The following is a 23845-nucleotide window of genomic DNA, read 5'->3' on the forward strand; positions in this document are numbered from 1 at the left end:
ACCGTCACCCTCGGCGGGCGGGCGCGTCACCCTCGGCGAGCAGGGTCGCGATCACTCCCGGCAGCGCCTCGGCGACGTCGAGCGCCGCGACCGGTCCCCCTGGGTTCGCGCGGTCACCCGCCCACCCGTGGACCGTAGCGGCCGCAGCAGCGAGCTCTGCGGCCAGGCCGGGCTCCTGCACCACGCGCTCGCCGTACGCCGCCAGCAGGGCGCCCAGGAGGCCCGTGAGGACGTCTCCTGCGCCGGCCGTCGCGAGCCACGCAGGCCCGTCGGCCTGCGACCATGCGCCGGCCGGACCGACCACGACCGTCGCCGCACCCTTGAGCAGCACGGTCGCGCCCGTGAGGTCGTGCGCCCTGCGCGCCCAGCGGGACGGCTCGGCCTCGACCCCCTCGCGGTCGACGTCCTCGCCCCGAGCGCGCAGGAGGGTCGCGAGCTCGCCCGCGTGCGGCGTCAGGACGACCGACGGCGGGCAGCGGTCCGGGAGCAGCGACAGGGCTCCGGCGTCGACCACCGCGGGGATCCTCGGTCCGGTCACGTCCTCGGACAGCACCCCGCACGCGACCGCGAGCGCGTACCGGATCCGATCGTGCTGCCCGGCGTCCGCGTTCCTCCCGCCGACGCCGTCCCGCAGCGCCGGGCGCTCCCCCGCTGCCGGGATCCCCGAACCGAGAGCCCAGGCCTGCACCCTGCCCTCGGCGGGAACCGCCTCGGGGCGCGCGGAGACGACGACGTGCGCGACGTCGTCGGGCCCGCGGTAGCGCACCATGCCCGCGCCCGCGCGGACCGCGGCCGTGACGGCCAGGACTGCGGCCCCCGGGAACGTGGGCGTGCCTGCGACGACCCCCAGGACGCCGCGCGTGTACTTCTGGTCCGTCGGCCCGGGGACGGGCCACAGGCGAGCGACGTCGGCACGCTCGAGGCGCCGCACCAGCGGCCCCGCCGCTCCGCCCACGTCCTCGAGCCCGACGTCGACGAGCGTCACGACCCCCGCGAGGTGCGACGCCGGCGGCAGCAGCAGCCCGGGCTTGACCGCGCCGAACGTGACCGTCCGGTCGGCGGGGAGGACCGGCCCGGGGACCGAGCCGTCGTCGACGCCGATGCCGCTCGGGGCGTCGACCGCGACGACCCGCGGGAGACCGTCCCTCGCCCCGCCCCGCCCCGGAGACCGCCGCGACCGCTCGTCCGCGAGGGCCGCGACCAGCTCCCCGGCGGCGCCTCGCAGCGCCCCCGTCGCGCCGATCCCGACCAGCCCGTCGACGACCACGTCGGCCGCGAGGACCCCGTCCACGACCTGCGACCAGGACGGGCGGCCGGCCGGGCCTGCGAGGTCGCGGACCCGCCCGCCCGCGCGGCGCAGCGCGGCCAGCCCCTCGGCGTGCGGACGATCGCTCGTGCACACCGCCTCGACCGCGACACCGCGCCGGGCCAGGAAGGCACCCGCGAACAGGGCGTCGCCGCCGTTGTTGCCCGATCCCACGAGGAGCACCACCCGTCGGCCGGTCACGCGCCGAGGCCGCGCTGCGCCGTCGGGCGTGCGCCCGCGCGGGCCGCTCCGAAGGTCCTTCGCCACGACCGTAGCGAGCGCGAACGCCGCACGCTCCATGAGCGGGATCCCCCGGGCGAGCAGCGGCTCCTCGGCGGCACGGACCTGGGCGGCGGTGAACGCTTCGATCATGGGCCCATCCTGCCCCGGCGCCCACCGGTGCACCCGCCGCGACGCACCCCCGGCCCGCCGGGCTAGATTGGCGACCATGCGATTCGGACTCTTCATCCCGCAAGGCTGGCGTCAGGACCTCGTCGGCATCGACCCTTCCGAGCAGTGGGAGACCATGCGGTCCCTCGCGCGCCACGCGGACACCGCGCTGGCCGGCGAGCGCCTCCCGGGCGCTCGTCACGCGTGGGAGTCGGCGTGGGTCTACGACCACTTCCACACCGTGCCCGAGCCCACGGGCGAGGCGACGCACGAGGCGTGGACGCTCATGGCCGCCTTCGCCGCCTCGACCGAGCGCGTGCGCCTGGGCCAGATGTGCACGTGCATCGCGTACCGCAACCCCGCCTACCTCGCGAAGGTCGCGGCGACGGTCGACATCGTGAGCGGCGGTCGCACCGAGATGGGCATCGGCGCCGGCTGGTACGAGCACGAGTGGCGCGCCTACGGGTACGGCTTCCCCGGGGCCGGTGCGCGCCTGGGCGCGCTCGACGAGGGCGTGCAGGTCATGGAGCAGATGTGGCGCACGGGCTCGGCGACGCTCGACGGCACGTACTTCCAGGTCGACGGCGCGCTGTGCCACCCGCAGCCGCTCCAGGTCCTCGACGGCGTCGGCCCGGAGGGCACCAGCGCACCGAGCATCCCGCTGTGGATCGCGGGCGGCGGCGAGAAGAAGACGCTGCGCATCGCTGCCCAGCACGCGCAGTACACGAACTTCGACGGACGGCTCGAGGGCTTCACGCACAAGTCGGAGGTGCTGCGCGGGCACTGCGAGGCGATCGGGCGCCCGTTCGACGAGATCACGCGCTCGTCCAACTACAACGTGGTCATCGGGGCGACCGAGGCCGACGTCGAGGACCGCCTGCGGTGGATCGGCGAGCACTACGCCAAGACGGTCCCCGCGAAGGCCGAGGAGACCGTGGCCGACTTCCGCTCGGGACCGCTCGTCGGCACGCCCGAGCAGATCGTCGAGAACCTCCAGAAGCTCGAGGGCGCGGGCATGACGTACGCGATCACGTACTTCGCGGAGGCCGCGTACGACCGCAGCGGCATCGAGCTGTTCGAGCGCGAGGTGATCCCGGCCCTGCAGGGCTGACCGTCCCCCGCACCCCGTCGGTGCCGAGCACGCGGTGGGCGTCCGCCTCGAGGCGTCTCGCGACGCCCACCGCATGCTCGACCGACACGCACCGCATGCCCGACGGCGGAGCCCCCTCAGCCTCGCGCCCCACCCGGGCGGGACGCACGGCGAGGGGCCCCGCGGGCGGAGCGCACGGCGAGGGGCCTCGCGGCGGGGTGGAGCCCCGGGGCGGAGCCCCCTCAGCCCTCAGCCCTCAGCCCTCAGCCCTCAGCCCTCAGCCCTCAGCGACCACCATGGCCGACGCGATCCCGGCGTCGTGCGAGATCGACAGGTGGAACGTCACGATCCCCAGCTCGTCCGCCCGCGCCTGGACCGTCCCGGTGATCTCGACCTGGGGTGCTCCCCCGACGACCCGGTGGACCGTCGCGTCCTGCCAGCGCATGCCGCCGGGCGCGCCGAGCGCCTTCGCGATGGCCTCCTTGGCGGCGAACCGGGCCGCGAGCGACGAGGCGGGCAGGTCCCGCTCGGCCGGGGTGAACAGCTTCTCCCGCAGGCGCGGCGTCCGTTCGAGCGTGTCCATGAACCGCGCGACGTCCACCACGTCGATACCCACCCCGATGATCATGCGCTCACCCTATGCGCTGGTCCGGGCCGGCCCCCGACGCAGCGAGCCCGCCGTGCGGGGGGGCACGGCGGGCTCGCGTCGGAGGGCGGGGCGGTCGGCTACTCGACCGTGACCGACTTCGCGAGGTTGCGCGGCTGGTCGACGTCGAGCCCCTTGGCCGTGGCGAGCGCCATGGCGAAGATCTGCAGCGGGACGACCGCGAGCAGCGGCGAGAGCAGCGTGGGCGACTGCGGGATCCAGAAGATCTCGTCCGCGTACGGCAGCACCGCGTCGTCGCCGTCCTCGGCGATCACGAGCGTGCGTGCGCCGCGGGCGCGGATCTCCTGGATGTTGGAGACGACCTTCGAGTGCAGCGAGTCGCGCCCGCGCGGGGACGGCACGACGACGAAGACCGGCTGCCCTTCGTCGATGAGCGCGATGGGGCCGTGCTTGAGCTCGCCCGCGGCGAAGCCCTCGGCGTGGATGTAGGCGAGCTCCTTGAGCTTGAGCGCGCCCTCGAGGGCGACGGGGAACCCGACGTGGCGCCCCAGGAAGAGCACCGACGTCGCGTCCTTCATGGAGCGGGCCACGGCGCTGACGTACTCGCCGCGCTCGATGACGGTCTGGATCTTGCGCGGCATCTCGCGCAGGTCGTCGAGGATCTCGCGGATCTCGTCGGGGAACTTGTTGCCGCGCAGCTGGGCGAGGTAGAGGCCGAGGAGGTACGCCGCGGTGATCTGCGACAAGAACGCCTTGGTCGAGGCGACGGCGATCTCGGGGCCCGCGTGCGTGTACAGGACGGCGTCGGACTCGCGCGGGATGGTCGACCCGTGCGTGTTGACGATCGAGATGACCTTGGCGCCCTGCTCGCGGGCGTGGCGCACGGCCATGAGGGTGTCCATGGTCTCGCCGGACTGCGTGACGGCGACGACGAGGGTCTTCTCGTTCACGATCGGGTCGCGGTAGCGGAACTCGTGCGCCAGCTCGACCTCGACGGGGATGCGGCACCAGTGCTCGATCGCGTACTTGGCGACGTGCCCCGAGTAGGCGGCCGTGCCGCACGCCACGACGATGATCTTGTCGACGGTCCGCAGCACGGCCTCGTCGATGCGCAGGTCGTCGAGGACCAGGCGCCCCTCGGCGTCGGTCCGTCCGAGCAGGGTGTCCGCGACGGCCTGCGGCTGGTCGTGGATCTCCTTGTCCATGAAGGACGTGAAGCCGCCCTTCTCGGCCGCGGCGGCGTCCCAGTCGACCGTGAAGCGCGTGGCCTCGGCGGGCTTGCCGTGGAAGTCGACGACCTCGACGCTGTCGGGGGTGATGGTGACGATCTGGTCCTGACCGAGCTCGAGCGCGTCCTTGGTCGACGCGATGAACGCGGCGACGTCGGAGCCGAGGAAGTTCTCGCCGTCGCCGAGGCCCACGACGAGCGGCGAGTCGTGCCGTGCGCCGACCACGGTGGTCGGGGCGTCGGCGTGGACGGCGAGCAGGGTGAACGTTCCTTCGAGCTGACGTGCGACGTCGGCCATCGCCTCGGTCAGGTCGCCGGTGCGGCGGTACGCACGGGCGAGGAGCTGGGCCGCGACCTCGGTGTCGGTCTCGGAGAGGAAGGTCGCGCCGTCGGCGACGAGCGATTGGCGAAGTCCGCTGTAGTTCTCGATGATCCCGTTGTGGATCACGGCCAGGCGTCCCTCGTCCGCGACGTGCGGGTGCGCGTTGGTGTCGTTCGGTGCGCCGTGGGTGGCCCACCGCGTGTGCCCGATCGCCGCGGAGGCGGCGGGCAGCGGACGCGACTGGAGCTCGTCGACGAGCTTGACGAGCTTTCCGGACTTCTTGGCCGTCGCGACGTCTGCCCGGTCGGGCGCGACGAGCGCGACCCCGGCCGAGTCGTAGCCGCGGTACTCGAGCCTGCCGAGTCCTTCGAGGACGACGTCGAGGGGTCGCCCCGACGCTTCAAGGGGGCCTGCGTAACCCACGATTCCACACATGGTTTCGGAGTCTAGCCGGACGTTCTGGGGCCTTCGCAGCCGCGACATCTCGCGGTTCTTTGTTAGTGGTCCGGCCTGTTCGTGTTCACGGTGGTGTCCTGCGTCCGGCAGAATCGTCCGAGTGGTTCCTTCCTCCGACCTGCCCGTCCCTCCGCTCGAGGGTGCTCCCGCGACCGATCAGGACGCCTCGTCCGGGTCCGGGCGCCTGCCCGACCTCTCGACGGCGTCCCCGTACGTCGACCTGGACCGTGCGGCGTGGAGCAGGCTCTCCGAGTCGACGCCGCTGCCGCTGACGGACGCGGACGTCGTCAAGCTCCGCGGCCTGGGCGACCCGATCGACCTGGCGGAGGTCGACGCGATCTACCGCCCCATCTCGCGGTTGCTCAACCTCTACGTGACGGCGACCAGCGGCCTTCACGAGGCCACCTCGACGTTCCTGCGCGAGAACTCGACCCGCACGCCGTACGTGATCGGCGTCGCGGGGTCGGTCGCCGTGGGCAAGTCGACGACGTCGCGCATCCTGCGCGAGATGCTCGCGCGCTGGCCGGAGACCCCGCGGGTCGAGCTCATCACGACGGACGGGTTCCTGTACCCGAACGCCGAGCTCGCACGCCGCGGGCTCATGGAGCGCAAGGGGTTCCCCGAGTCGTACGACCGGCGCGCCCTCATCCGGTTCCTGTCCCGCGTGAAGGCGGGAGTGCCCGAGGTCCGCAGCCCCGTCTACGACCACCTGACCTACGACATCGTCCCGGGGGCCGAGACCGTCGTCCGCAGACCGGACGTCCTGATCGTGGAGGGCCTCAACGTCCTCCAGCCGGCTCGCCCGGGGCCGTCCGACGACCAGGCAGTCGCGGTGAGCGACTTCTTCGACTTCTCGATCTACGTCGACGCGCGCACGCGCAACATCCGACAGTGGTACGTGGACCGGTTCCTGTCGCTGCGCCGGACGGCGTTCGCGCGCCCCGAGTCGTACTTCAAGCGCTACGCGACGCTCACGGACGAGGAGGCCGTCGAGAAGGCCAAGTCGATCTGGGACTCGATCAACGCGCCGAACCTGGAGGAGAACATCCTGCCGACGCGCGGTCGCGCGACCCTGGTGCTGACGAAGGGCTCGGACCACTCGGTCCAGCGCGCCCGCCTGCGCAAGGTCTGAGGGGACCGGGGGCGGTCAGGAGGCGCGGCGGACGGCGTCCTGGTCGCCCTCGACGCCCGACGACGTCGCCACCGGCCGGTCGGCCGCCTCGCCGTGGATCGGGGTCGCCCCTGCTGCGGCCTCGCGGGCCGCTTCCCGGGCCCGACGCCTGCGTGCCATGCTGTTCATGATCCGGTCGACGATCACGCCGGACAGCACGCCCATGACGACGCCGATGACCATGGCGAGCAGCGGCTGGTGCCCGAGCCACTGTGCCGCGACGAGACCGATGAGCACCGAGTAGAGGGCCCAGGTGACGGCGGCCAGGCCCGAGTACGCCATGAAGCGGCGCCGCGGGTACCCCACGGCGCCTGCGGTCATGTTGACCGCGACCCGGCCGATGGGGACGTAGCGCGCGGCGAGGATGAAGGCTGCACCGCGCGCCTTGAGCGCCTGGTCGGCCCAGGCGACGGCCTTGCGTCCCCGCACGGACCGCAGGAAGCGGATGCGCTCGGTCCCGATCCCGCGGCCCAGCGAGTAGGCGATCTGGTCACCCGTCCAGGCTCCTGCGGCGGCGATGACCAGGACGAGCACGAGGTTCGGGTTCCCCGAGGCGCTGGCAGCGACGGCGAGCGTGATGACGACGGACTCGCTGGGGATCGGCGGGAAGAACCCGTCGATCGTCGCGAACGCGTACAGGGCGGGGTAGATCCAGGCGGACGCCGCGAGTGCGAGGACCCAGATCTCCAGGTTCTCCAAGAAGGTCGAAACGGCCTCGATCACGGGTCCTCTGTTCGTCGGCTGGCGGGGCGGACCAGGCTGGTCACAGACGTCGTGTGGACGCCTGTGACCAGCCTACGGATACGGAGGCCCGACACCATCGGGGAAACCCCCCAGTCTGCCCTGATGTCGACCCCCACCTTCCGAGGACGATTCTGCCGGATCGTCAGGCCGGTCACGTCATCCTCCGGAAGGAGATCCACCCCTAGGGAGGTCCCCCGGAGGGATGCTGTGACGTCCTCCGGACGACGTGTTCGGCATTCCGGGGTCCTGTGCTCGACGCTCTGGCACCTTGCGCTCGACGTCCCGGACCGCGGGCGCGTCAGGGCAGGCGGAAGCCCAGCACCTCGGACGCCTCGGTGGGGTCCGGGGTGCCGCCCCAGAACCGCGACATGTTGTCGTTCGAGGCGAGCGACCGCAGCTCTGCGCGGTCGAGGTAGAGCTCGCCCCGCAGGTGGTCGGTCTCGTGCTGGACGATCCGCGCGGGCCACCCCGTCAGGACGTCGTCGACGGGTGCACCGTGCTCGTCCTGCCCGGTCAGGCGCACCGACCGGTGCCTCGCGACGACGGCCTGCCACCCGCTGACGCTCAGGCAGCCCTCGAAGAAGGCCCGCTGCTCGTCCCCCACCGCTGCGTAGGACGGGTTGACGAGCACCCGGAACGGCACGGGGTGCCGCTCCCGCAGGCCCGCGTCCTCGGCGTCGGTGACGCCGGCGTCCTGGACCACGGCGACCGCGAGGCCGAGCCCGATCTGGGGGGCGGCGAGCCCGACGCCCGGGGCCGCGTGCATGGTCGCGCGCATGGCCTCGACCAGCCGGGGGAAGAGGTCCCCGAGCTGCCCGGTGTAGGGCGCGGCGGGACGACGCAGCACGGGGTGCCCCGCCTGGACGATCGGGAGCACGCCGTCCTCGTGCCGTGCGAGGTGCTCCGCGACCTGGTCCCTCAGCGACTCGTCGACGGGACCGGCGAACCCGGTTCCCGTCCCGGCGTCGGCGGGTCGAGCCGTCACAGGGCCAGCCGGTCCCGGACGACGCCCGCGAGGGACTCGGCGACGGCGTCGGCCGTGGCCTGCGTCGCGGCCTCGACCATGACCCGCACGAGCGGCTCGGTGCCCGAGGAGCGCAGGACCACGCGCCCGGTCTCGCCGAGGCGCACCTCGGCGGCCGCGACGGCCTCCTGGAGCACCTCGTCGGTCGCAGCCCGCGCCTTGTCCACGCCGCGCACGTTGAGCAGCGTCTGGGGCAGCTTGGGCACAGCGCCCGCGAGGTCGGCCAGCTTGGTGCCGGACTCCTGGATGCGTGCGGCGAGCTGGAGCGCGGTCAGCACGCCGTCGCCCGTCGTCGCGAACTGGGACAGGATGATGTGCCCGGACTGCTCCCCACCGAGCGTGTACCCCTTGGCGCGCATCTCCTCGAGCACGTAGCGGTCGCCGACGCCCGTCTGGACGGTGCGGATCCCGGCGTCGCGCATCGCGAGGATCAGCCCGAGGTTGCTCATGACGGTCACCACGAGGGTGTCGTCGGCGAGGCGGCCCTTCTCCTTCTCGGCGAGGGCGAGCACCCCCATGATCTGGTCGCCGTCGACGAGGACGCCGCGGTGGTCGACCGCGATGCAGCGGTCCGCGTCGCCGTCGAACGCGACCCCGAAGTCGGCCTCGGACGCGACGACGACGGCCTGGAGCTGCTCGGGATGGTTGGACCCGCACTTCTCGTTGATGTTGCGCCCGTCGGGGCTCGCGTTCATGACGACGACGTCGGCGCCCGCCGCGCGCAGCGCCGCGGGACCCACGTCGCTCGCGGCACCGTTCGCGCAGTCGACCGCGATCCGCAGGCCGGAGAGCGGCAGGGCGTCGCCCGTCGCGCCGATGCTCGAGATGAGGTGCTCGACGTAGTCGGCCCCGGCGCTCCCCGTGTCGCGGCGCACGCGACCGACCTCGGCGCCGAGCGGACGGTCCCACTCGGCGTGGAGCTGGCGCTCCATCTCGTCCTCGAGCGAGTCCTCGAGCTTGATGCCGCCGCGGGCCAGGAACTTGATGCCGTTGTCGGCCATCGGGTTGTGCGAGGCCGAGATCATGACGCCGAAGTCGACGTCGAGCGTGCTCGTGAGGAACGCGACGGCCGGGGTCGGCAGGACGCCGACGTCGAGCACGTTGACCCCGGCGCTCGCGAGGCCCGCCGTCACTGCGGCGCCCAGGAACTCGCCCGACGCCCGCGGGTCCCTGCCGATCACGGCGCGCGGGCGGTGCCCGTCGGGTTGCCCGGTGCGTCCCAGCACGTTTGCAGCAGCCACGCCCAGGCCGAGCGCGAGCTCGGCCGTGACGTCCCTGTTCGCCAGCCCCCGCACGCCGTCGGTGCCGAACAGTCGTCCCATGAGTTTTCCTCCCTCAACGGGACGGTACAGGCACCAGGGCCTGCCCCGCCCCCGCTGCGAGCCGACCGGTCCGGTCGCTCGTCAGCATCCCTGACAAAAGACGACGGCCCCGGTGGACTGTGTCCACCGGGGCCGTCGTGCGCAAGCGCTGGATCAGCGCTTGGAGTACTGCGGAGCCTTACGGGCCTTCTTGAGCCCGGCCTTCTTGCGCTCGACGACGCGTGCGTCGCGAGTCAGGAAGCCGGCCTTCTTGAGCGCCGGGCGGTTGTGCTCGGCGTCGACCTCGTTGAGCGCACGGGCGATGCCGAGACGCAGGGCGCCGGCCTGGCCGGACGTGCCGCCACCGTTGATGCGGGCGATGACGTCGAAGCGACCCTCGACGTCGACCAGCTTCAGCGGGGAGTTCACGAGCTGCTGGTGCACCTTGTTGGGGAAGTACCCCTCGAGGGTGCGGCCGTTGATCTTCCACTGGCCGGTGCCGGGCACCAGGCGCACGCGGGCGATGGCCTCCTTGCGACGGCCCAGGGCCTGCGCGGGGGCGGTGATGCTCTGGCCACGGCCCGTGGGGGCTGCGCTCTCAGAGGTGTAGTTGCTGGGGGTCTCTTCGTCCAGCACGTCGATGTCGACGGTGGTCTCGGCCACTGGTGTGTCCTCGCGTCCTAAGTTCTCGTCTACGAGCAGGCGGAGCCTACTGCGCGACCTGGGTGATCTCGAAAGTCTTCGGCTGCTGCGCGGCGTGCGGGTGCTCAGAGCCTGCGTAGACCTTGAGCTTGCCGAACTGGGCGCGGCCGAGCGAGGTCTTGGGGATCATGCCGCGGACGGCCTTCTCCACAGCACGCTCGGGGTGCTTCTCCAGCAGGTCGCTGTACGCGACCGCCCGAAGACCACCCGGGTAACCGGAGTGGGTGTAGGCAAGCTTCTGCTCGCGCTTGTTGCCGGTCAGGGCGACCTTGCCGGCGTTGATGACGATGACGAAGTCACCGCCGTCGACGTGCGGAGCAAAGGTGGCCTTGTGCTTGCCACGGAGCAGGGTCGCCACGTGGGTGGCGAGACGGCCCAGGACGACGTCGGTCGCGTCGATGACGTACCAGTCACGCTGGACGTCGCCGGGCTTCGGGGTGTACGTACGCACGGTCGTAGCCTTCGTTTCGTGTCTTCGGTGTCTTCGGCGCAGGAGCCTGCGTCCGACAAGTCGTTTGGCCTTCGGTTGACAGGTGTCCAGGTCACGGAGCGAGTGGGCGCACAAGTGACGAGATACCGAAGGGGAAGCACAACGACTCAACAGACTACCTGGACGGCCCGTGCAGGGTCAAAACATGCTGCGTCACACCGAGGGTGATCCAGACCTCGGTGAGCAGCGTGCCCGACGGCGCACGCACGGGCGCCCTGGCGCCGGTTCAGGCGGTTGCCCGGTGGTTGTCGTGGGAGAGGCCGGTGCTCGCACCTTCCCGAGGACGAGGATACGCGCCGGGGCGCAGGTCGGCGCACGGGTCGCACTGGAGGGTTCGCGCGACGCCCGCGCAGTCGGCGCAGAACAGGCGCAGCGTCTGGCAGCCCGGGTCGACGCAGTTCTCGTACTTGGCGGTCGCGCCGCCGCACTCGCTGCACGCGCCGAGCGGGACGGTCTCGCTCCCGAACTCGACGTGCATGCGCTCGTCGAACACGTACAGCGAGCCCTCCCACAGCCCCTGGTCGCCGAACGTCTCGCCGTAGCGCACGATCCCGCCGTCGAGCTGGTAGACCTCCTCGAAGCCGCGCGCGAGCATGAGCGAGGACAGGACCTCGCACCGCACGCCGCCCGTGCAGTAGGTCACGACAGGGCGGCCCTTGAGGTCGTCGTACGCGCCCGAGTCGAGCTCGGCCACGAAGTCGCGCGTGGTCTCGACCGCGGGCACGACCGCGCCTCGGAACCTGCCGATCGCGGCCTCGAACGCGTTGCGGCCGTCGAAGAACACGACGTCGTCGCCGCGCTCGGCCACGAGCTCGTGCAGCGCCTGCGGGTCGAGGCGCGCGCCGCCGTCGACCACGCCGTCCTGGTCGACCGTGAGCTCGTCGGCCGCGCCGAAGCTCACGAGCTCGGGGCGCACCTTGACCGACAGGCGCGGGAAGTCCCGGCCCGTGCCGTCCGACCACTTGACGTCGATCTCCGAGAACCCCGGGTACTGCTTGGTGGTCTTGACGTACTGCTTGAGGTTCTCGACCGTCCCGCCCAGGGTGGCGTTGATGCCGTGCTCGGAGACGATGACACGTCCCGTCAGCCCCCACTGCTCCCCGAGGGAGCGTTGCCACAGCTGCACCGCGCGCGGGTCTGCGAGCGGCGTGAAGGCGTAGAAGAGAACGATCTTGGGGACGGCCATTGCTCCATTTTAGGAGCCCGACGGCGGCGCGCAGGTCGTGCTACCGGCCCGCCGCCGTCCGTGTGGTCTTCCTCACCGCGCCTCCGTGCGTCAGCGCTGGCGCTTGACCCGCTCGACGTCCCAGACCGGTTCCGGGGTCTCGACGACCCGCCCGTCCGAGCCGAACACCACGAACCGGTCGAAGCCACGGGCGAACCAGCGGTCGTGCGTGACGGCCAGCACCGTGCCCTCGAACGCCGCCAGGCCCGACTCGAGCGCCTCGGCCGAGTGCAGGTCGAGGTTGTCCGTGGGCTCGTCGAGCAGCAGGAGCGTCGCTCCCCCGAGCTCGAGCAGCAGGATCTGGAAGCGCGCCTGCTGACCCCCGGACAGCGTCTCGAAACGCTGCTCGGCCTGACCGACGAGCTCGTAGCGGTCGAGCGCCTTGCTCGCCGGCTCGCGGCCCATGCCGTCGCGGGCCCCGTCGCCGCGGTGCAGGATCTCGAGCAGCGTGCGGCCCTCGAACTCGGGGTGCGCGTGGTTCTGCGCGAACCACCCCGGCCGCACGCGGGAACCGAGCACGGCGCGGCCCGTGTGGGCCACGGGCGGCACGACCGCGCTCTCCCCCGCACCCGACCCGCCCGCTGCGCCGTCGAGGACGGGCCGGTGCTCGACGTCCGGGGCCGAGCCGCCGCGCGCCAGGAGCCGCATGAAGTGCGACTTGCCCGAACCGTTGGACCCCAGGATCGCGACGCGCTCGCCGAAGAAGACCTCGAGGTCGAACGGCGCCATGAGCCCGGTCAGCTCGAGCTGCTCGCACGTCACGGCCCGCTTGGCCGTGCGCCCGCCCGTGAGGCGGACCTTGACGTTCTGCTCGTGCGCCAGGACCTGCGGCGGCCCGGCCTCCTCGAACTTGCGCAGCCGCGTCTGGGCGGCCTGGTAGCGGCTCGCGAGCCCGTCGTTGAAGGCTGCCTTGTTCTTGAGGGTGTTGACGAGGTCCTTGAGCTTGGCGTGCTCCTCCTCCCAGCGGCGCAGGAGCTCCTCGAGCCGGCTGCGCCGGTCGGCCCGGGCCTCGGCGTACGTGCCGAACCCACCGCCGTGCACCCAGATCGTCCCGCCCGCGGCCGTGGGCTCGACGGTCGCGACCTGCGTCGCGGTCCGCGCCAGGAGCTCGCGGTCGTGGCTGATGAACAGCACCGTCTTGGGCGAGGCCGCGAGCTTCTCCTCGAGCCAGCGCTTGGTCGGTACGTCGAGGTAGTTGTCGGGCTCGTCGAGGAGCAGGACCTCCTCGGGGCCGCGGAACAGCGCCGTGAGGACGAGGCGCTTCTGCTCGCCGCCCGACAGTGTGCGGACCTCACGGAACTGCGCCTGCTCGAACGGGATCGACAGGACCTCGTCGGTGACCTTGTCCCACTCGGCCTCGGCCTCGTACCCGCGCGCGTCGGCCCAGTCGGCCAGCGCCTGGGCGTAGCGCATCTGGGACGGGGTGTCGTCGACCGTCATGATGTCGAGCTCGGCCGCGGCGAGCTCGCGGGCGGCGTCGCGGATCGAGGGCTGCGCGAGGTCGACGAGCAGGTCACGGACCGTGCGCTCGTCGTCGATACGGCCGACGAACTGGCGCATCACCCCGAGACCGCCGCTGCGGCCCACGGTGCCGCCGTGCGCGGACAGGTCGCCCGCGACGATGCGCAGGAGCGTCGTCTTGCCGGCGCCGTTGGGGCCGACGAGCGCGACCTTGGCGCCGTCCGCGACGCGCAGGGTCGCCCCGGCCAGGAGAGGGCGCCCGTCGGGCAGGAAGTAGCTGATGTCGCTGATGTCGATGTGACCCACGGGCTCATCCTCCCTGCCCGAGGCCCTGGTTGACGACTCCTTTCGCCGACGGTGACGCACCTGACCGCCGACGGTGACGTCCCTACCCGCCCAGGGTGACGCTCCCGGCGCCCGACGGTGACGCGCGAGCCCACCCAGGGTGACCGTCTCCCGGGCGCACCGCCGCACGTCGGCGCGCTCCGCCGTCGGGCAGCCGGCCTGCCGCGAGCAGCCGGTGGGACCGGCAGGCTGCAGGAACGCCCCCGCGGTGACAGTGTGGAGGGATGAGCGACGACACCCCAGCCACCCGGACCGACCCCGCCCTCGGCACCGAGGGCGACTCCGACCAGCTCCAGCGCGACGACACCCTGGTCGACCGCGGCGTCGACGACGTGCTCGACGAGGGGTACGCACCGCCCGAGCGCGCCCCCCTGACCTACGCGCACCCCGAGCGCCTCGAGGAGGACGGCGAGTCGCTCGACCAGCGCCTCGCCGACGAGGAGCCCGAGGACTGGGATGCCGACCCGCTCGACCGGCCCGACACCACGCGGTCCGGCCGCCTCGTCGCGGACCCCGACGCGCTCGACGGGCGCGACAACGACACGTACGCCGACGACGCCGGGATCGACGGCGCCGCGGCGAGCGCCGAGGAGGCCGCGATCCACATCGTCGAGGAGCCGTAACCCCCTACGACCGGGGGGCCTCCGGAGCCCGCACCGCCGCCGCGTCCCAGACGTCCTCGTCCATGCGGACCGCGCGCACCCGTTCTGCCCGGGCCGCGAGCTCGTCGTCGGGCGGGTACGTGACGGCCTCGAGGACCAGGCCGTGCGGCGGCACGACGCCGGCTCCCGCGTCCCTGCGCCTCGCCGCCAGGACCTCGGACGGCCAGGAGACGGGTCGACGCCCCTCCCCCACGGCGACCGACGCACCGACCAGGGCGCGAACCATGTTGTGGCAGAACGCGTCCGCGCGGACGTGCGCGACGACGAGCCCCTCGTCGGGTCCGTCCGTCGCCCGCTCCCAGGACAGGTGCTGGAGCTCGCGGATCGTGGTCGCACCGGGCCGCGGCTTGCAGAACGCCGCGAAGTCCCGGATCCCGAGCAACGGCTGGAGCGCCTCGTGCATCGCGCCGGCGTCGAGAGGCTTCCTGTTCCACAGGACCCACTCGCGGCGAAGAGGGTCGCGCAGTGCGGGGTCGTCGACGATGCGGAACGTGTAGCTGCGGTACAGCGCCGAGAAGCGCGCGTCGAACCCCTGCGGTGCGGGCGTCGCCCGGTGCACCACGACGTCGCCCGGCAGCACTCCCGCGAGCCGCGCGACGAGCGCGTCCCCCGGGGTGCGGTCCGAGCGGCCCGGCATCGCGTCCCACGCGGCTCGCGGCAGGTCGACGTGCGCCACCTGGCCGCGCGCATGGACCCCCGCGTCGGTGCGGCCCGCGACCGTCAGGCGCGGCGGCTCGCCCCGCAGGATCTGCCCCAACCCGTCCTCGAGGGCCCCCTCGACGGTCCGCAGGCCGGGCTGGCGGGCCCACCCGGCGAAGGCCGTGCCCTGGTAGGCGAGGTCCAGGCGGACACGGACAGGCTGCTCGTTCGTCACGTGCACCTACGCTAGCGCCCGATACTGTGCTGACATGCCCGAACGCACCTCCGGCCCCGACTCCACCGAGCTGCGCACCCTCGCGGTCGACTGCGGCGGGGGCGGCATCAAGGCCAACGTGCTCGACGCCGCAGGGACCGCGCACGCCTCCGCCGTCCGGGTCCCGACGCCCTACCCCCTGCCGCCGTCCCTCCTGGTCGACGTCATCGCGCAGATCGCCGACCGTCTGCCCCCCGCGGCCCGGGTCACCGTCGGCATGCCGGGCATGATCCGTCGCGGCGTCGTCGTGCACACCCCGCACTACGTCACGCGCTCGGGCCCGCGCAGCAGGGTCGACCCGGCCCTGGTCGAGCAGTGGGCCAGCTTCGACGTGCAGGCAGCGGTGAGCGAACGCCTCGGGATGCCCGCGCTCGTGCTCAACGACGCCGAGGTGCACGGAGCCGGGGTCGTCGCGGCGTCAGGCCTCGAGCTCGTGCTCACGCTCGGGACCGGGCTGGGGTCGGCCCTGTTCCACGGCGGACGCCTCGCACCGCACCTCGAGTGGTCGCACGCCCCCGTGCGGCGCGGGACCACGTACGACGAGTACATCGGCGAGGTCGAGCGGCGGAGGCTCGGGAACGGCCTGTGGTCACGGCGCGTCGTCGCGCTCGTCGACGGGCTGCGCCCCGTGTTCTGGTGGGACCGGCTCTACCTGGGCGGAGGCAACTCGCGCCAGATCACGCCGTCCGCGCTCGAACGCCTCGGCGACGACGTCGTGATCGTCCCCAACTCGGCGGCCCTCGTCGGCGGGGCCAGGGCATGGGACCTGACGCTCGTCTGAGCTAGCGGTCCAGCTCGTGGTGGGCCGCGAGCACGGCCCGGGTGAACGCCACGGGCCGGTCGAGGCTCACGAGATGCTTGGCCCCCGGGACCACGACGAGCTCGGCCCGCGCGCCACCCGCACGCGCGGCCGCGAGGTACTCGCGCTCCCCGAACCGGAAATGGTCCCACCGCCCGTTGACGAACCACACGGGAGAGTCCGTCGCCGCCAGCGCTGACAAGGGATCCGCGCGCCCCACCTCGTCGAGGATCGCCGTCATGGTCGTGAGCGCGAACCCGCCCGCACCGATGTCCTCGATACCGACCGCGGGCAGCGTCCTGCGCACGAGCGCCCGGTTGAGCGCCGCACCGTTGTCCGGCAGCCGCTCGATCCGGTCCGCCGCGACGCGCCAGGCGACGCGCAGCCGGGACGCCGGCACGGTGCAGCAGCTCGCGGCGACGAGACCCGCGACCTGCGCAGGGAACCGCGCGCGGTGCTCGATCCCCACGTACCCGCCGAGCGAGAGCCCGACGACGAGCGCGCGGCCCCCGAGGTCGTCCACGGCCCCCGCGACGGTCGCCACCGCACCGTCGAGCGTGAACGCCTCGTCCGTGCGCCCACCGTGCCCCGGCAGGTCCACCGCGACCGCCTCGATACCGGCACGGTCCATGGCCTCGAGCTGTGCCCGCCACATCGTGCGGGACGTACGCGAACCGTGGACGAACAGCACCGGCAGACCCATACGGACCAATCTAGGGGCACCCCCGGCGCCAGGTGCCCCGCACGCACCAGGTGGGCGCCGTCGTCAGGTGTCCGTCGCGCGTCACCCGGACGCCGGCATCTGCCGCCGGGCGCCGCTGTCGGGGGTCGTCGACGGGCGTCCGTCGCGTATCACCCGGCCGCCGGCGTCAGCCCTCGGGCGTCGTCGGGTGTCCGCCGGCCGGGGTGCCGTCGGGCGTCCGCCGGCCGGGGGCTTCGGGCGTCCGCCGGCGGGCACGACGAAGGGCCCGGCACCAGATGGTGCCGGGCCCTTCAAGGGGAAGCCCGTCCGGCAGAGCCGGGGACGGGTCAGTCCTCCTTCGAAGCCTTCGCGTCCTCGACGGGGGCGTCCTCCACGACGGGAGCGTCCTCGACGACGGGCGCGTCCTCGATCGTGGCGTCCTCGACGGGAGCCTCGACCTTGGCGGCCTTGGGCTTGCTGGCCTTCTTCGCAGCCTTCTCGGCCTCGCGGACGACGGCCTGCTTGGGGCTGACGGGCTCGGTCACGAGCTCGATGACGGCCATGGGGGCGTTGTCGCCCTTGCGGTTGCCGACCTTCGTGATGCGCGTGTAGCCACCGTTGCGCTCCGCCATCTGCGGGGCGATCTCGGTGAACAGCGTGTGCACGACGGACTTGTCGCGGACGACGGTCATGACGCGACGACGAGCCGCCAGGTCACCGCGCTTCGCGAACGTGATGAGGCGCTCGGCCACCGGACGCAGACGCTTGGCCTTGGTCTCGGTCGTCGTGATGCGGCCGTGCTCGAAGAGCTGCGTGGACAGGTTCGCGAGGATGAGACGCTCGTGAGCCGGGCCACCGCCGAGCCGCGGACCCTTGGTGGGGGTAGGCATTGATCTTGCTCCTTAGAAGTGGATCGTGCGTGCGGCCGAGCCGCGAGCACGGAAGGTCAGAACTGCTGCTGCCCGTCGGAGAACGTCGCCTCGTCCTCGTCGGCCTCGTAGTAGTCCGCCGTGGAGGGGTCGAAGTCCAGCGGCGAGTCCTTGAGGTTCAGGCCGAGCTCTGCGAGCTTCTCCTTGACCTCGTTGATGGACTTCGCGCCGAAGTTCCGGATGTCCAGCAGGTCTGCCTCGCTGCGAGCGACGAGCTCGCCGACCTGGTGGATGCCCTCACGCTTGAGGCAGTTGTACGAACGGATCGTGAGGTTGAGCTCCTCGATCGGGAGCGCGAGGTCCGCAGCGAGCGCGGCGTCCGTCGGGGACGGGCCGATCTCGATGCCCTCGGCCTCGACGTTGAGCTCACGGGCGAGGCCGAAGAGCTCGACGAGCGTCTTGCCGGCCGAGGCCAGCGCGTCGCGCGGGGAGATCGCCTGCTTCGTCTCGACGTCGACGATCAGCTTGTCGAAGTCGGTGCGCTGCTCGACACGGGTCGCCTCGACCTTGTACGTGACCTTGAGGACCGGCGAGTAGATCGAGTCGACGGGAACACGGCCGATCTCGGCGTCGAAGGACTTGTTCTGGTTCGCGGAGACGTAGCCACGTCCACGCTCGACCGTCAGCTCGATCTCGAGCTTGCCCTTGTCGTTGAGGGTGGCGATGTGCAGGTCCGGGTTGTGGACCTCCACGCCCGCCGGCGGGACGATGTCCGCGGCGGTGACCGCGCCAGCACCCTGCTTGCGCAGGTACATCACGACCGGCTCGTCGTTCTCCGAGGAGACCACGAGGTTCTTGATGTTGAGGATGATCTCGGTAACGTCTTCCTTGACACCGGCAACGGTGGTGAACTCGTGGAGGACACCGTCGATGCGGATCGAGGTCACTGCAGCGCCCGGGATGGACGAGAGCAGCGTGCGACGAAGCGAGTTGCCGAGGGTGTAGCCGAAGCCAGGCTCGAGCGGCTCGATGGAGAAGCGCGAACGGTTCTCCGAGATGACCTCTTCGGTCAGGGTGGGGCGCTGTGCGATCAGCACTGGTGTGTTCCTTTCGGTGTGCGTCCGCTATTTGACGCATCACGGGCAACGCGTGCTCCTGGACGGGACTCTGTCCACCCGGCCAGGGTGCTGCGCCCGTCGTCGCGCCGGCCGGCAGGGCCGGGGGCAGCGCGACGACGAGCGGAGCAGAGGATCAGACGCGGCGACGCTTGGGGGGGCGGCAGCCGTTGTGAGCCTGGGGCGTCACGTCCTGGATCGAGCCGACCTCGAGGCCGGTCGCGGTGAGCGAACGGATCGCGGTCTCACGGCCGGAGCCGGGGCCCTTGACGAAGACGTCGACCTTCTTGACGCCGTGCTCCTGGGCGCGGCGGGCCGCGGACTCAGCAGCGAGCTGCGCGGCGAACGGCGTCGACTTGCGCGAGCCCTTGAAGCCGACGTGCCCGGCCGAGGCCCAGGCGATGACGGCACCGGTCGGGTCGGTGATCGACACGATCGTGTTGTTGAACGTGCTCTTGATGTGCGCCTGGCCGTGGGGGACGTTCTTCTTGTCCTTGCGGCGCGGCTTGCGGGCCGCGGTGGCGCGAGTCTTGGGAGGCATTTCTCGATCTTCTCCTGGTCTGAGGTGTTCGGACCGGGTCGGCGTGCGCCGCGCGGGTGAGCACGAGGCTCAGGCGGGCTGCACGCGTTCCACGGACTACTGCTTAGCGGGCCTTCTTCTTGCCGGCCACGGTGCGCTTGGGTCCCTTGCGGGTACGCGCGTTGGTCTTGGTGCGCTGCCCGCGGACGGGCAGGCCGCGGCGGTGACGCAGGCCCTCGTAGCAGCCGATCTCGACCTTGCGGCGAATGTCAGCAGCCACCTCACGGCGGAGGTCACCCTCGAGCTTGTAGTTGCCCTCGAGGTAGTCACGCAGCGCGACGAGCTCGGTGTCACCGAGGTCCTTCACGCGAACGTCCGGGGAGATCCCGGTGGCGGCCAGCGTCTGCTGGGCGCGGGTACGGCCGACGCCGTAGATGTAGGTGAGCGCGATCTCGAGCCGCTTCTCGCGGGGGAGGTCGACGCCGACAAGACGTGCCATGTGCCTTCCGGCTCCTGTTACTTCGTTCGGAGGTCTACCGCACCATCTTCCCGCGGAGCTGCGGGCCCCGGCCTCCGAGCCGGGGGTTCCCCTCAGTGGGCCTGTGCGGCCCGACCGTGAGGTTCGTGGTGGTGCGCTGGTTGGCACCCGAGGGTGCCGGCGATCGGTCCGCTCTCGCAGACCTGCATCACCGTGCGCCGGAGCGCCGGGGACTCAGCCCTGGCGCTGCTTGTGACGCAGGTTCTCGCAGATCACCATGACGCGACCGTGCCGGCGGATCACCTTGCACTTGTCGCAGATCTTCTTGACGCTGGGCTTGACCTTCATCAGTCTGTTCCTCCGCCGCCGCACGCACGCGCGGGCGAACCCAGGCCTGCGGCAGCAGTTGTTTCGAGTGGTGGATTCTTGACGACTACTTGTAGCGGTAGACGATCCGGCCACGGGACAGGTCGTACGGGCTCAGCTCCACCACCACTCGGTCCTCGGGGAGGATCCGGATGTAGTGCTGTCGCATCTTGCCCGAGATGTGAGCCAGAACCTTGTGCCCGTTGGCCAGCTCCACGCGGAACATCGCGTTCGGCAGGGCCTCGACCACGCTGCCCTCGATCTCGATGACACCGTCCTTCTTTGCCATATCCTCCGCTAACTCTCGTCCGAACTGCTTCCCACTCACCTGTGCTCTGCGAGGACCGGTGAGTGGACGTCGTGTGCATTCCGCCCTGCTGCCCGGTCGGTTGAACTCGAACAGGGAACGCGGACTACACCCAGCGGACTATCCTACGGCATCGATCCGCCAGAAGGAACCGGAGGTGGTGTGCCCCCGGACACGTGCCCGCCCGACCCCTGATCGGTCGCCCCCGCTCCCCTGCGCGGCGCCTCGTCGAGGACGGTGCGCGGGCCCCCCTGGGGGGAACCGACCACGCGGGCAGGGACGCGCGGACGGCCCGCTCCCTGCCTGGTCAGGTAGGGAACGGGCCGGCCGCGAAGAACGATCCTCAGCCCTCGAGCGGGGCGACGGTGACGCCGAGCTCTGCGAGCTTCGCCGCACCGCCGTCGGGGGCCGTCAGGACCCAGATGCCGTCCTCGAGGATGGCGACGCTGTGCTCCCAGTGGGCTGCGCGCGCACCGTCGTCGGTCACGACGGTCCAGTCGTCCTCGAGCACCTGCGTGAAGCGCTCGCCACGGGTCACCATGGGCTCGATGGCCAGGCACATGCCCGGCTTGAGCCGCGGCCCGCGCTCGCGCGTGCGGTAGTTGAGGACGTCCGGCGGCTGGTGCATCGACGTACCGATGCCGTGCCCCACGTACTCCTCGATGATCCCGTAGGGGACGCCGTCGGCCGCGGCCGACGCCTCGATCGAGTCCTCGACCGCGTTGCCGACGTCCCCCAGGCGCTCTCCGGTCGCCAGGGCGGCGATGCCGGCCCAGAGCGCCCGCTCGGTCGCCTCGACGAGCGCGACGTCCGCCGCGTCGGCCTCGGGCAGGACGAACGAGAACGCGGAGTCCCCGTGCCAGCCGTCGACGATCGCGCCGCAGTCCACCGACACGACGTCGCCCGGGAGCAGCTCACGCGTCCCCGGGATGCCGTGCACGACCTCGTCGTTCACGGACACGCAGAGCGTCGCCGGGTACCCGTGGTACCCCAGGAACGACGGCGTCGCACCGGCGTCGCCGATCACGGCCGCCGCCAGCGCGTCCAGGTCCGCGGTCGTCATGCCCGGACGCACCGCCGAGCGGACCGTGGCGAGCGCGTCGGCGACCACCAGCCCCGCCCGGCGCATCGTGCGCACCTGGTCGACCGTCTTGTACTCGACCTTCTCGCGACCGAACACTTCGCGTTCCTACCGTCCCCGGGTCAGCCGACGAGAGGCGCGAGCGCCTCGACGAGACGCTCGGTCACGTCGTCGATCTCGCCGATGCCGTCGACCTGGGCCAGGAGGCCCCGCTCGGCGTACGCGGACGTCAGCGGAGCGGTCTGCTCGGCGTAGATGTCGAGACGGCGGGCGATCGCCTCCTCGGTGTCGTCCTCACGGCCCTCGATCTCCGCACGCTTGCGCAGGCGGGCCAGGAGCTCGTCGCGGTCCGCGGTGAGCTCGAGCACGGCGTCCAGCTCGACGCCGAGGTCGGCGAGGATGCCGTCGAGCTCGACGACCTGGGCCGCGTTGCGCGGGTAGCCGTCGAGGATGAAGCCGCGAGCGACGTCGTCCTGCGCGAGGCGGTCACGGACCATGTCGTTCGTCACCGAGTCGGGGACGAGCTCGCCCTTGGCCGTGTACTCCTGCACCAGCTTGCCCAGCTCCGTGCCGCCCTTGATGTTGGCACGGAAGATGTCGCCCGTGGAGATCGCCGGGATGCCGTAGTGCGCCGCCAGGCGAGCCGCCTGGGTGCCCTTGCCGGCCCCCTGGGGACCCATGATGATCAAGCGCGCGGAGGCCTCGGACGAGGTGCCCGCGACGGGAGTCGTGTCGGTCAACGCAAGAACCCTTCGTAGTGACGCTGCTGCAGCTGCGAGTCGATCTGCTTGACCGTCTCGAGGCCGACGCCCACCACGATGAGGATCGAGCTACCACCGAACGGGATGTTGGTGCTCACCCCCAGCAGGACCAGGACGAGCGTCGGGATGAGCGCAACGAGCGCGAGGTAGATGGCACCCGCCGAGGTGATGCGGGTGATGACGTAGTCGAGGTACTCCGCCGTGGGGCGGCCGGCCCGGATGCCCGGGATGAAGCCGCCGTACTTCTTCATGTTGTCGGCGACCTCGTCCGGGTTGAACGTGATGGCCGTGTAGAAGAAGCAGAAGAAGACGATGAGGACCACGTAGATCGAGATGTGGATCGGCGACGCCGGGTCCGCGAGGTACTTGGTGACCCACTGGACCCACCCTGCCGTCGTGTCGCCGAACTGGGCGATGAGGCCGGGGACCGCGAGCAGCGACGACGCGAAGATGACCGGGATGACGCCCGACATGTTGATCTTGATCGGGATGTAGGTGCTCGAGCCGCCGTACATCTTGCGCCCGACCATGCGCTTCGCGTACTGGACGGGCACACGACGCTGGGACTGCTCGACGAAGACGACCAGGCCGATGACGAGGACGATGACGGCGATCATGATCGTGAAGTTGATCGCGCCGTTCGAGCCGCCCGCGATCGACCAGAGAGCGAGCGGGAAGCTGGCCGCGATCGACGTGAAGATGAGGAGCGACATGCCGTTGCCGACACCGCGCTCGGAGATCAGCTCGCCGAGCCACATGATGAGGCCGGTGCCCGCCGTCATGGTGATGACCATGATCGCGGACGTCAGGAAGCTGTTGTCCGGGATGACCGGGACGGGGCAGCCCGGGAAGAGCAGCCCGCTGCGGGCCGTCGTGATGACGGTCGTCGACTGCAGGACGGCGAGAGCGATCGTCAGGTAGCGCGTGTACTGCGTGAGCTTCGCGGTACCGGACTGGCCCTCCTTGTGCAGCGCCTCGAAGTGAGGGATGACCACACGGAGCAGCTGCACGATGATGCTCGCGGTGATGTACGGCATGATGCCGAGCGCGAAGATCGAGAGCTGGAGCAGGGCGCCACCGCTGAACAGGTTCACCATGCCCAGGAGGTTGTTCTGGCCCTGCGTGTCGATGCACTGCTGGACGTTGGCGTAGTCCACACCAGGGGTCGGGATGAACGAGCCCACACGGAAGATCGCCATGATGGCGATCGTGAACAGCAGCTTGCGCCGCAGGTCAGGTGTCCGGAAAGCCCGGGCGAATGCGCTGAGCACCTATCCTCCTGGCCCGCCGAGGCGGGATGTCGTGTCGCCGGTTGGTCGGCGAGATGTGACGCACCCGGCACGGGACGCCATGGGGCACCTTAGCCGCTGCGCCGCGATGGACGGCAAATTGAGACAACCGGCGATGATTCTACGTTCCCCCGAGCAGCG

The 23845-nt window shown here is 71.6% G+C and carries 25 protein-coding genes; 4 read left to right on the forward strand and 21 right to left on the reverse strand.

The features are described from left to right. Nucleotides 1-4 precede the first annotated feature (4 nt). On the reverse strand, nt 5-1678 hold the full coding sequence (locus ACFVQ3_RS11450) for an NAD(P)H-hydrate epimerase (protein ID WP_387638897.1): 1674 nt from the start codon (nt 1676-1678) through the stop codon (nt 5-7). Between the two features lie 76 nt (nt 1679-1754). Between ACFVQ3_RS11450 and ACFVQ3_RS11455 the strand changes: the two genes are divergently transcribed. Further along, nucleotides 1755-2807 (forward strand): LLM class F420-dependent oxidoreductase, encoded by a 1053-nt coding sequence (locus tag ACFVQ3_RS11455; RefSeq protein ID WP_387638899.1) that lies wholly within the window; start codon nt 1755-1757, stop codon nt 2805-2807. 256 nt (nt 2808-3063) lie between these two features. Here the strand turns inward: ACFVQ3_RS11455 and ACFVQ3_RS11460 are convergent, their stop codons facing one another. Together ACFVQ3_RS11460 and glmS are read right to left on the reverse strand one after the other, a co-directional pair. After that, entirely contained in the window at nt 3064-3414 is a 351-nt protein-coding gene (locus tag ACFVQ3_RS11460; RefSeq protein WP_387638902.1) for a holo-ACP synthase, read from the reverse strand. Nucleotides 3415-3512: 98 nt separating this feature from the next. Further along, on the reverse strand, nt 3513-5378 hold the full coding sequence (gene glmS / locus ACFVQ3_RS11465; RefSeq protein ID WP_387638904.1) for a glutamine--fructose-6-phosphate transaminase (isomerizing): 1866 nt from the start codon (nt 5376-5378) through the stop codon (nt 3513-3515). A gap of 205 nt (nt 5379-5583) precedes the next feature. On the opposite strand from glmS, the gene coaA reads away from it, so the two are divergent. Next, nucleotides 5584-6531 carry a type I pantothenate kinase gene (gene coaA, locus ACFVQ3_RS11470; protein WP_387639045.1) on the forward strand — a complete coding sequence of 316 codons (948 nt, stop codon included), beginning with the start codon at nt 5584-5586 and terminating at the stop codon, nt 6529-6531. Nucleotides 6532-6546: 15 nt separating this feature from the next. Here the strand turns inward: coaA and ACFVQ3_RS11475 are convergent, their stop codons facing one another. From ACFVQ3_RS11475 to ACFVQ3_RS11505, 7 genes are all read right to left on the reverse strand, one after another. Further along, nucleotides 6547-7293 carry a DedA family protein gene (locus tag ACFVQ3_RS11475; protein ID WP_387638907.1) on the reverse strand — a complete coding sequence of 249 codons (747 nt, stop codon included), beginning with the start codon at nt 7291-7293 and terminating at the stop codon, nt 6547-6549. A gap of 319 nt (nt 7294-7612) precedes the next feature. Beyond that, nucleotides 7613-8299, reverse strand: a complete 687-nt coding sequence (locus tag ACFVQ3_RS11480; protein WP_387638909.1) for a peptide deformylase — start codon at nt 8297-8299, stop codon at nt 7613-7615. Beyond that, a complete protein-coding gene (gene glmM, locus ACFVQ3_RS11485) occupies nt 8296-9660 on the reverse strand; it encodes a phosphoglucosamine mutase (RefSeq protein WP_387638910.1) in 1365 nt (454 codons plus the stop codon). The genes ACFVQ3_RS11480 and glmM overlap by 4 nt, the downstream gene beginning before the upstream one ends. A 153-nt stretch (nt 9661-9813) precedes the next feature. Continuing rightward, nucleotides 9814-10302 (reverse strand): 30S ribosomal protein S9, encoded by a 489-nt coding sequence (gene rpsI / locus ACFVQ3_RS11490; protein WP_036571959.1) that lies wholly within the window; start codon nt 10300-10302, stop codon nt 9814-9816. A gap of 46 nt (nt 10303-10348) precedes the next feature. Next, nucleotides 10349-10792 carry a 50S ribosomal protein L13 gene (gene rplM, locus ACFVQ3_RS11495; RefSeq protein ID WP_030151909.1) on the reverse strand — a complete coding sequence of 148 codons (444 nt, stop codon included), beginning with the start codon at nt 10790-10792 and terminating at the stop codon, nt 10349-10351. Nucleotides 10793-11057: 265 nt separating this feature from the next. Then, nucleotides 11058-12017: a rhodanese-related sulfurtransferase gene (locus ACFVQ3_RS11500; RefSeq protein ID WP_387638913.1), complete on the reverse strand. Its 960-nt coding sequence runs from the start codon at nt 12015-12017 to the stop codon at nt 11058-11060. 90 nt (nt 12018-12107) lie between these two features. After that, the gene (locus tag ACFVQ3_RS11505; RefSeq protein WP_387638916.1) at nt 12108-13823 is read right to left on the reverse strand and encodes an ABC-F family ATP-binding cassette domain-containing protein; all 1716 of its coding nucleotides are present in this window, start codon (nt 13821-13823) and stop codon (nt 12108-12110) included. Between the two features lie 263 nt (nt 13824-14086). Here ACFVQ3_RS11505 and ACFVQ3_RS11510 point away from each other — a divergent pair, with 263 nt between their 5' ends. Then, the gene (locus ACFVQ3_RS11510; protein ID WP_387638918.1) at nt 14087-14485 is read left to right on the forward strand and encodes a DUF5709 domain-containing protein; all 399 of its coding nucleotides are present in this window, start codon (nt 14087-14089) and stop codon (nt 14483-14485) included. A 4-nt stretch (nt 14486-14489) separates the two neighbouring features. Here the strand turns inward: ACFVQ3_RS11510 and truA are convergent, their stop codons facing one another. Next, complete coding sequence (gene truA, locus ACFVQ3_RS11515; RefSeq protein WP_387638921.1) at nt 14490-15398, reverse strand: tRNA pseudouridine(38-40) synthase TruA; 909 nt, start codon at nt 15396-15398, stop codon at nt 14490-14492. Nucleotides 15399-15432: 34 nt separating this feature from the next. Here truA and ACFVQ3_RS11520 point away from each other — a divergent pair, with 34 nt between their 5' ends. Further along, nucleotides 15433-16218 (forward strand): ROK family protein, encoded by a 786-nt coding sequence (locus tag ACFVQ3_RS11520; RefSeq protein WP_387638924.1) that lies wholly within the window; start codon nt 15433-15435, stop codon nt 16216-16218. A 1-nt stretch (nt 16219) separates the two neighbouring features. On the opposite strand, the gene ACFVQ3_RS11525 is transcribed toward ACFVQ3_RS11520, so the two are convergent. The 10 genes from ACFVQ3_RS11525 to secY all read right to left on the reverse strand — a co-directional run bounded on the left by ACFVQ3_RS11525 (nt 16220) and on the right by secY (nt 23686). Beyond that, nucleotides 16220-16939 carry an alpha/beta fold hydrolase gene (locus ACFVQ3_RS11525; RefSeq protein WP_387638926.1) on the reverse strand — a complete coding sequence of 240 codons (720 nt, stop codon included), beginning with the start codon at nt 16937-16939 and terminating at the stop codon, nt 16220-16222. A 326-nt stretch (nt 16940-17265) separates the two neighbouring features. Next, the gene (rplQ, locus tag ACFVQ3_RS11530) at nt 17266-17808 is read right to left on the reverse strand and encodes a 50S ribosomal protein L17 (RefSeq protein ID WP_387638929.1); all 543 of its coding nucleotides are present in this window, start codon (nt 17806-17808) and stop codon (nt 17266-17268) included. Between the two features lie 56 nt (nt 17809-17864). After that, nucleotides 17865-18884 carry a DNA-directed RNA polymerase subunit alpha gene (locus ACFVQ3_RS11535; RefSeq protein WP_030151917.1) on the reverse strand — a complete coding sequence of 340 codons (1020 nt, stop codon included), beginning with the start codon at nt 18882-18884 and terminating at the stop codon, nt 17865-17867. A gap of 154 nt (nt 18885-19038) precedes the next feature. Then, a complete protein-coding gene (gene rpsK, locus ACFVQ3_RS11540) occupies nt 19039-19443 on the reverse strand; it encodes a 30S ribosomal protein S11 (RefSeq protein ID WP_030151918.1) in 405 nt (134 codons plus the stop codon). Nucleotides 19444-19546: 103 nt separating this feature from the next. Then, the gene (gene rpsM, locus ACFVQ3_RS11545) at nt 19547-19921 is read right to left on the reverse strand and encodes a 30S ribosomal protein S13 (protein ID WP_030151919.1); all 375 of its coding nucleotides are present in this window, start codon (nt 19919-19921) and stop codon (nt 19547-19549) included. A 213-nt stretch (nt 19922-20134) separates the two neighbouring features. Then, on the reverse strand, nt 20135-20248 hold the full coding sequence (gene rpmJ / locus ACFVQ3_RS11550) for a 50S ribosomal protein L36 (RefSeq protein WP_009740505.1): 114 nt from the start codon (nt 20246-20248) through the stop codon (nt 20135-20137). 85 nt (nt 20249-20333) lie between these two features. Continuing rightward, nucleotides 20334-20555 carry a translation initiation factor IF-1 gene (gene infA / locus ACFVQ3_RS11555; RefSeq protein WP_012867920.1) on the reverse strand — a complete coding sequence of 74 codons (222 nt, stop codon included), beginning with the start codon at nt 20553-20555 and terminating at the stop codon, nt 20334-20336. A gap of 361 nt (nt 20556-20916) precedes the next feature. Beyond that, entirely contained in the window at nt 20917-21753 is an 837-nt protein-coding gene (gene map, locus ACFVQ3_RS11560; RefSeq protein ID WP_387638932.1) for a type I methionyl aminopeptidase, read from the reverse strand. Between the two features lie 23 nt (nt 21754-21776). Then, nucleotides 21777-22394 (reverse strand): adenylate kinase, encoded by a 618-nt coding sequence (locus ACFVQ3_RS11565; RefSeq protein WP_387638935.1) that lies wholly within the window; start codon nt 22392-22394, stop codon nt 21777-21779. Next, on the reverse strand, nt 22391-23686 hold the full coding sequence (gene secY, locus ACFVQ3_RS11570; RefSeq protein ID WP_138825541.1) for a preprotein translocase subunit SecY: 1296 nt from the start codon (nt 23684-23686) through the stop codon (nt 22391-22393). The genes ACFVQ3_RS11565 and secY overlap by 4 nt, the downstream gene beginning before the upstream one ends. Between the last annotated feature and the right edge of the window lie 159 nt (nt 23687-23845).

Origin of the sequence: Oerskovia sp. NPDC057915 (assembly GCF_042887685.1) — a bacterium.
Lineage (GTDB): Bacteria > Actinomycetota > Actinomycetes > Actinomycetales > Cellulomonadaceae > Oerskovia.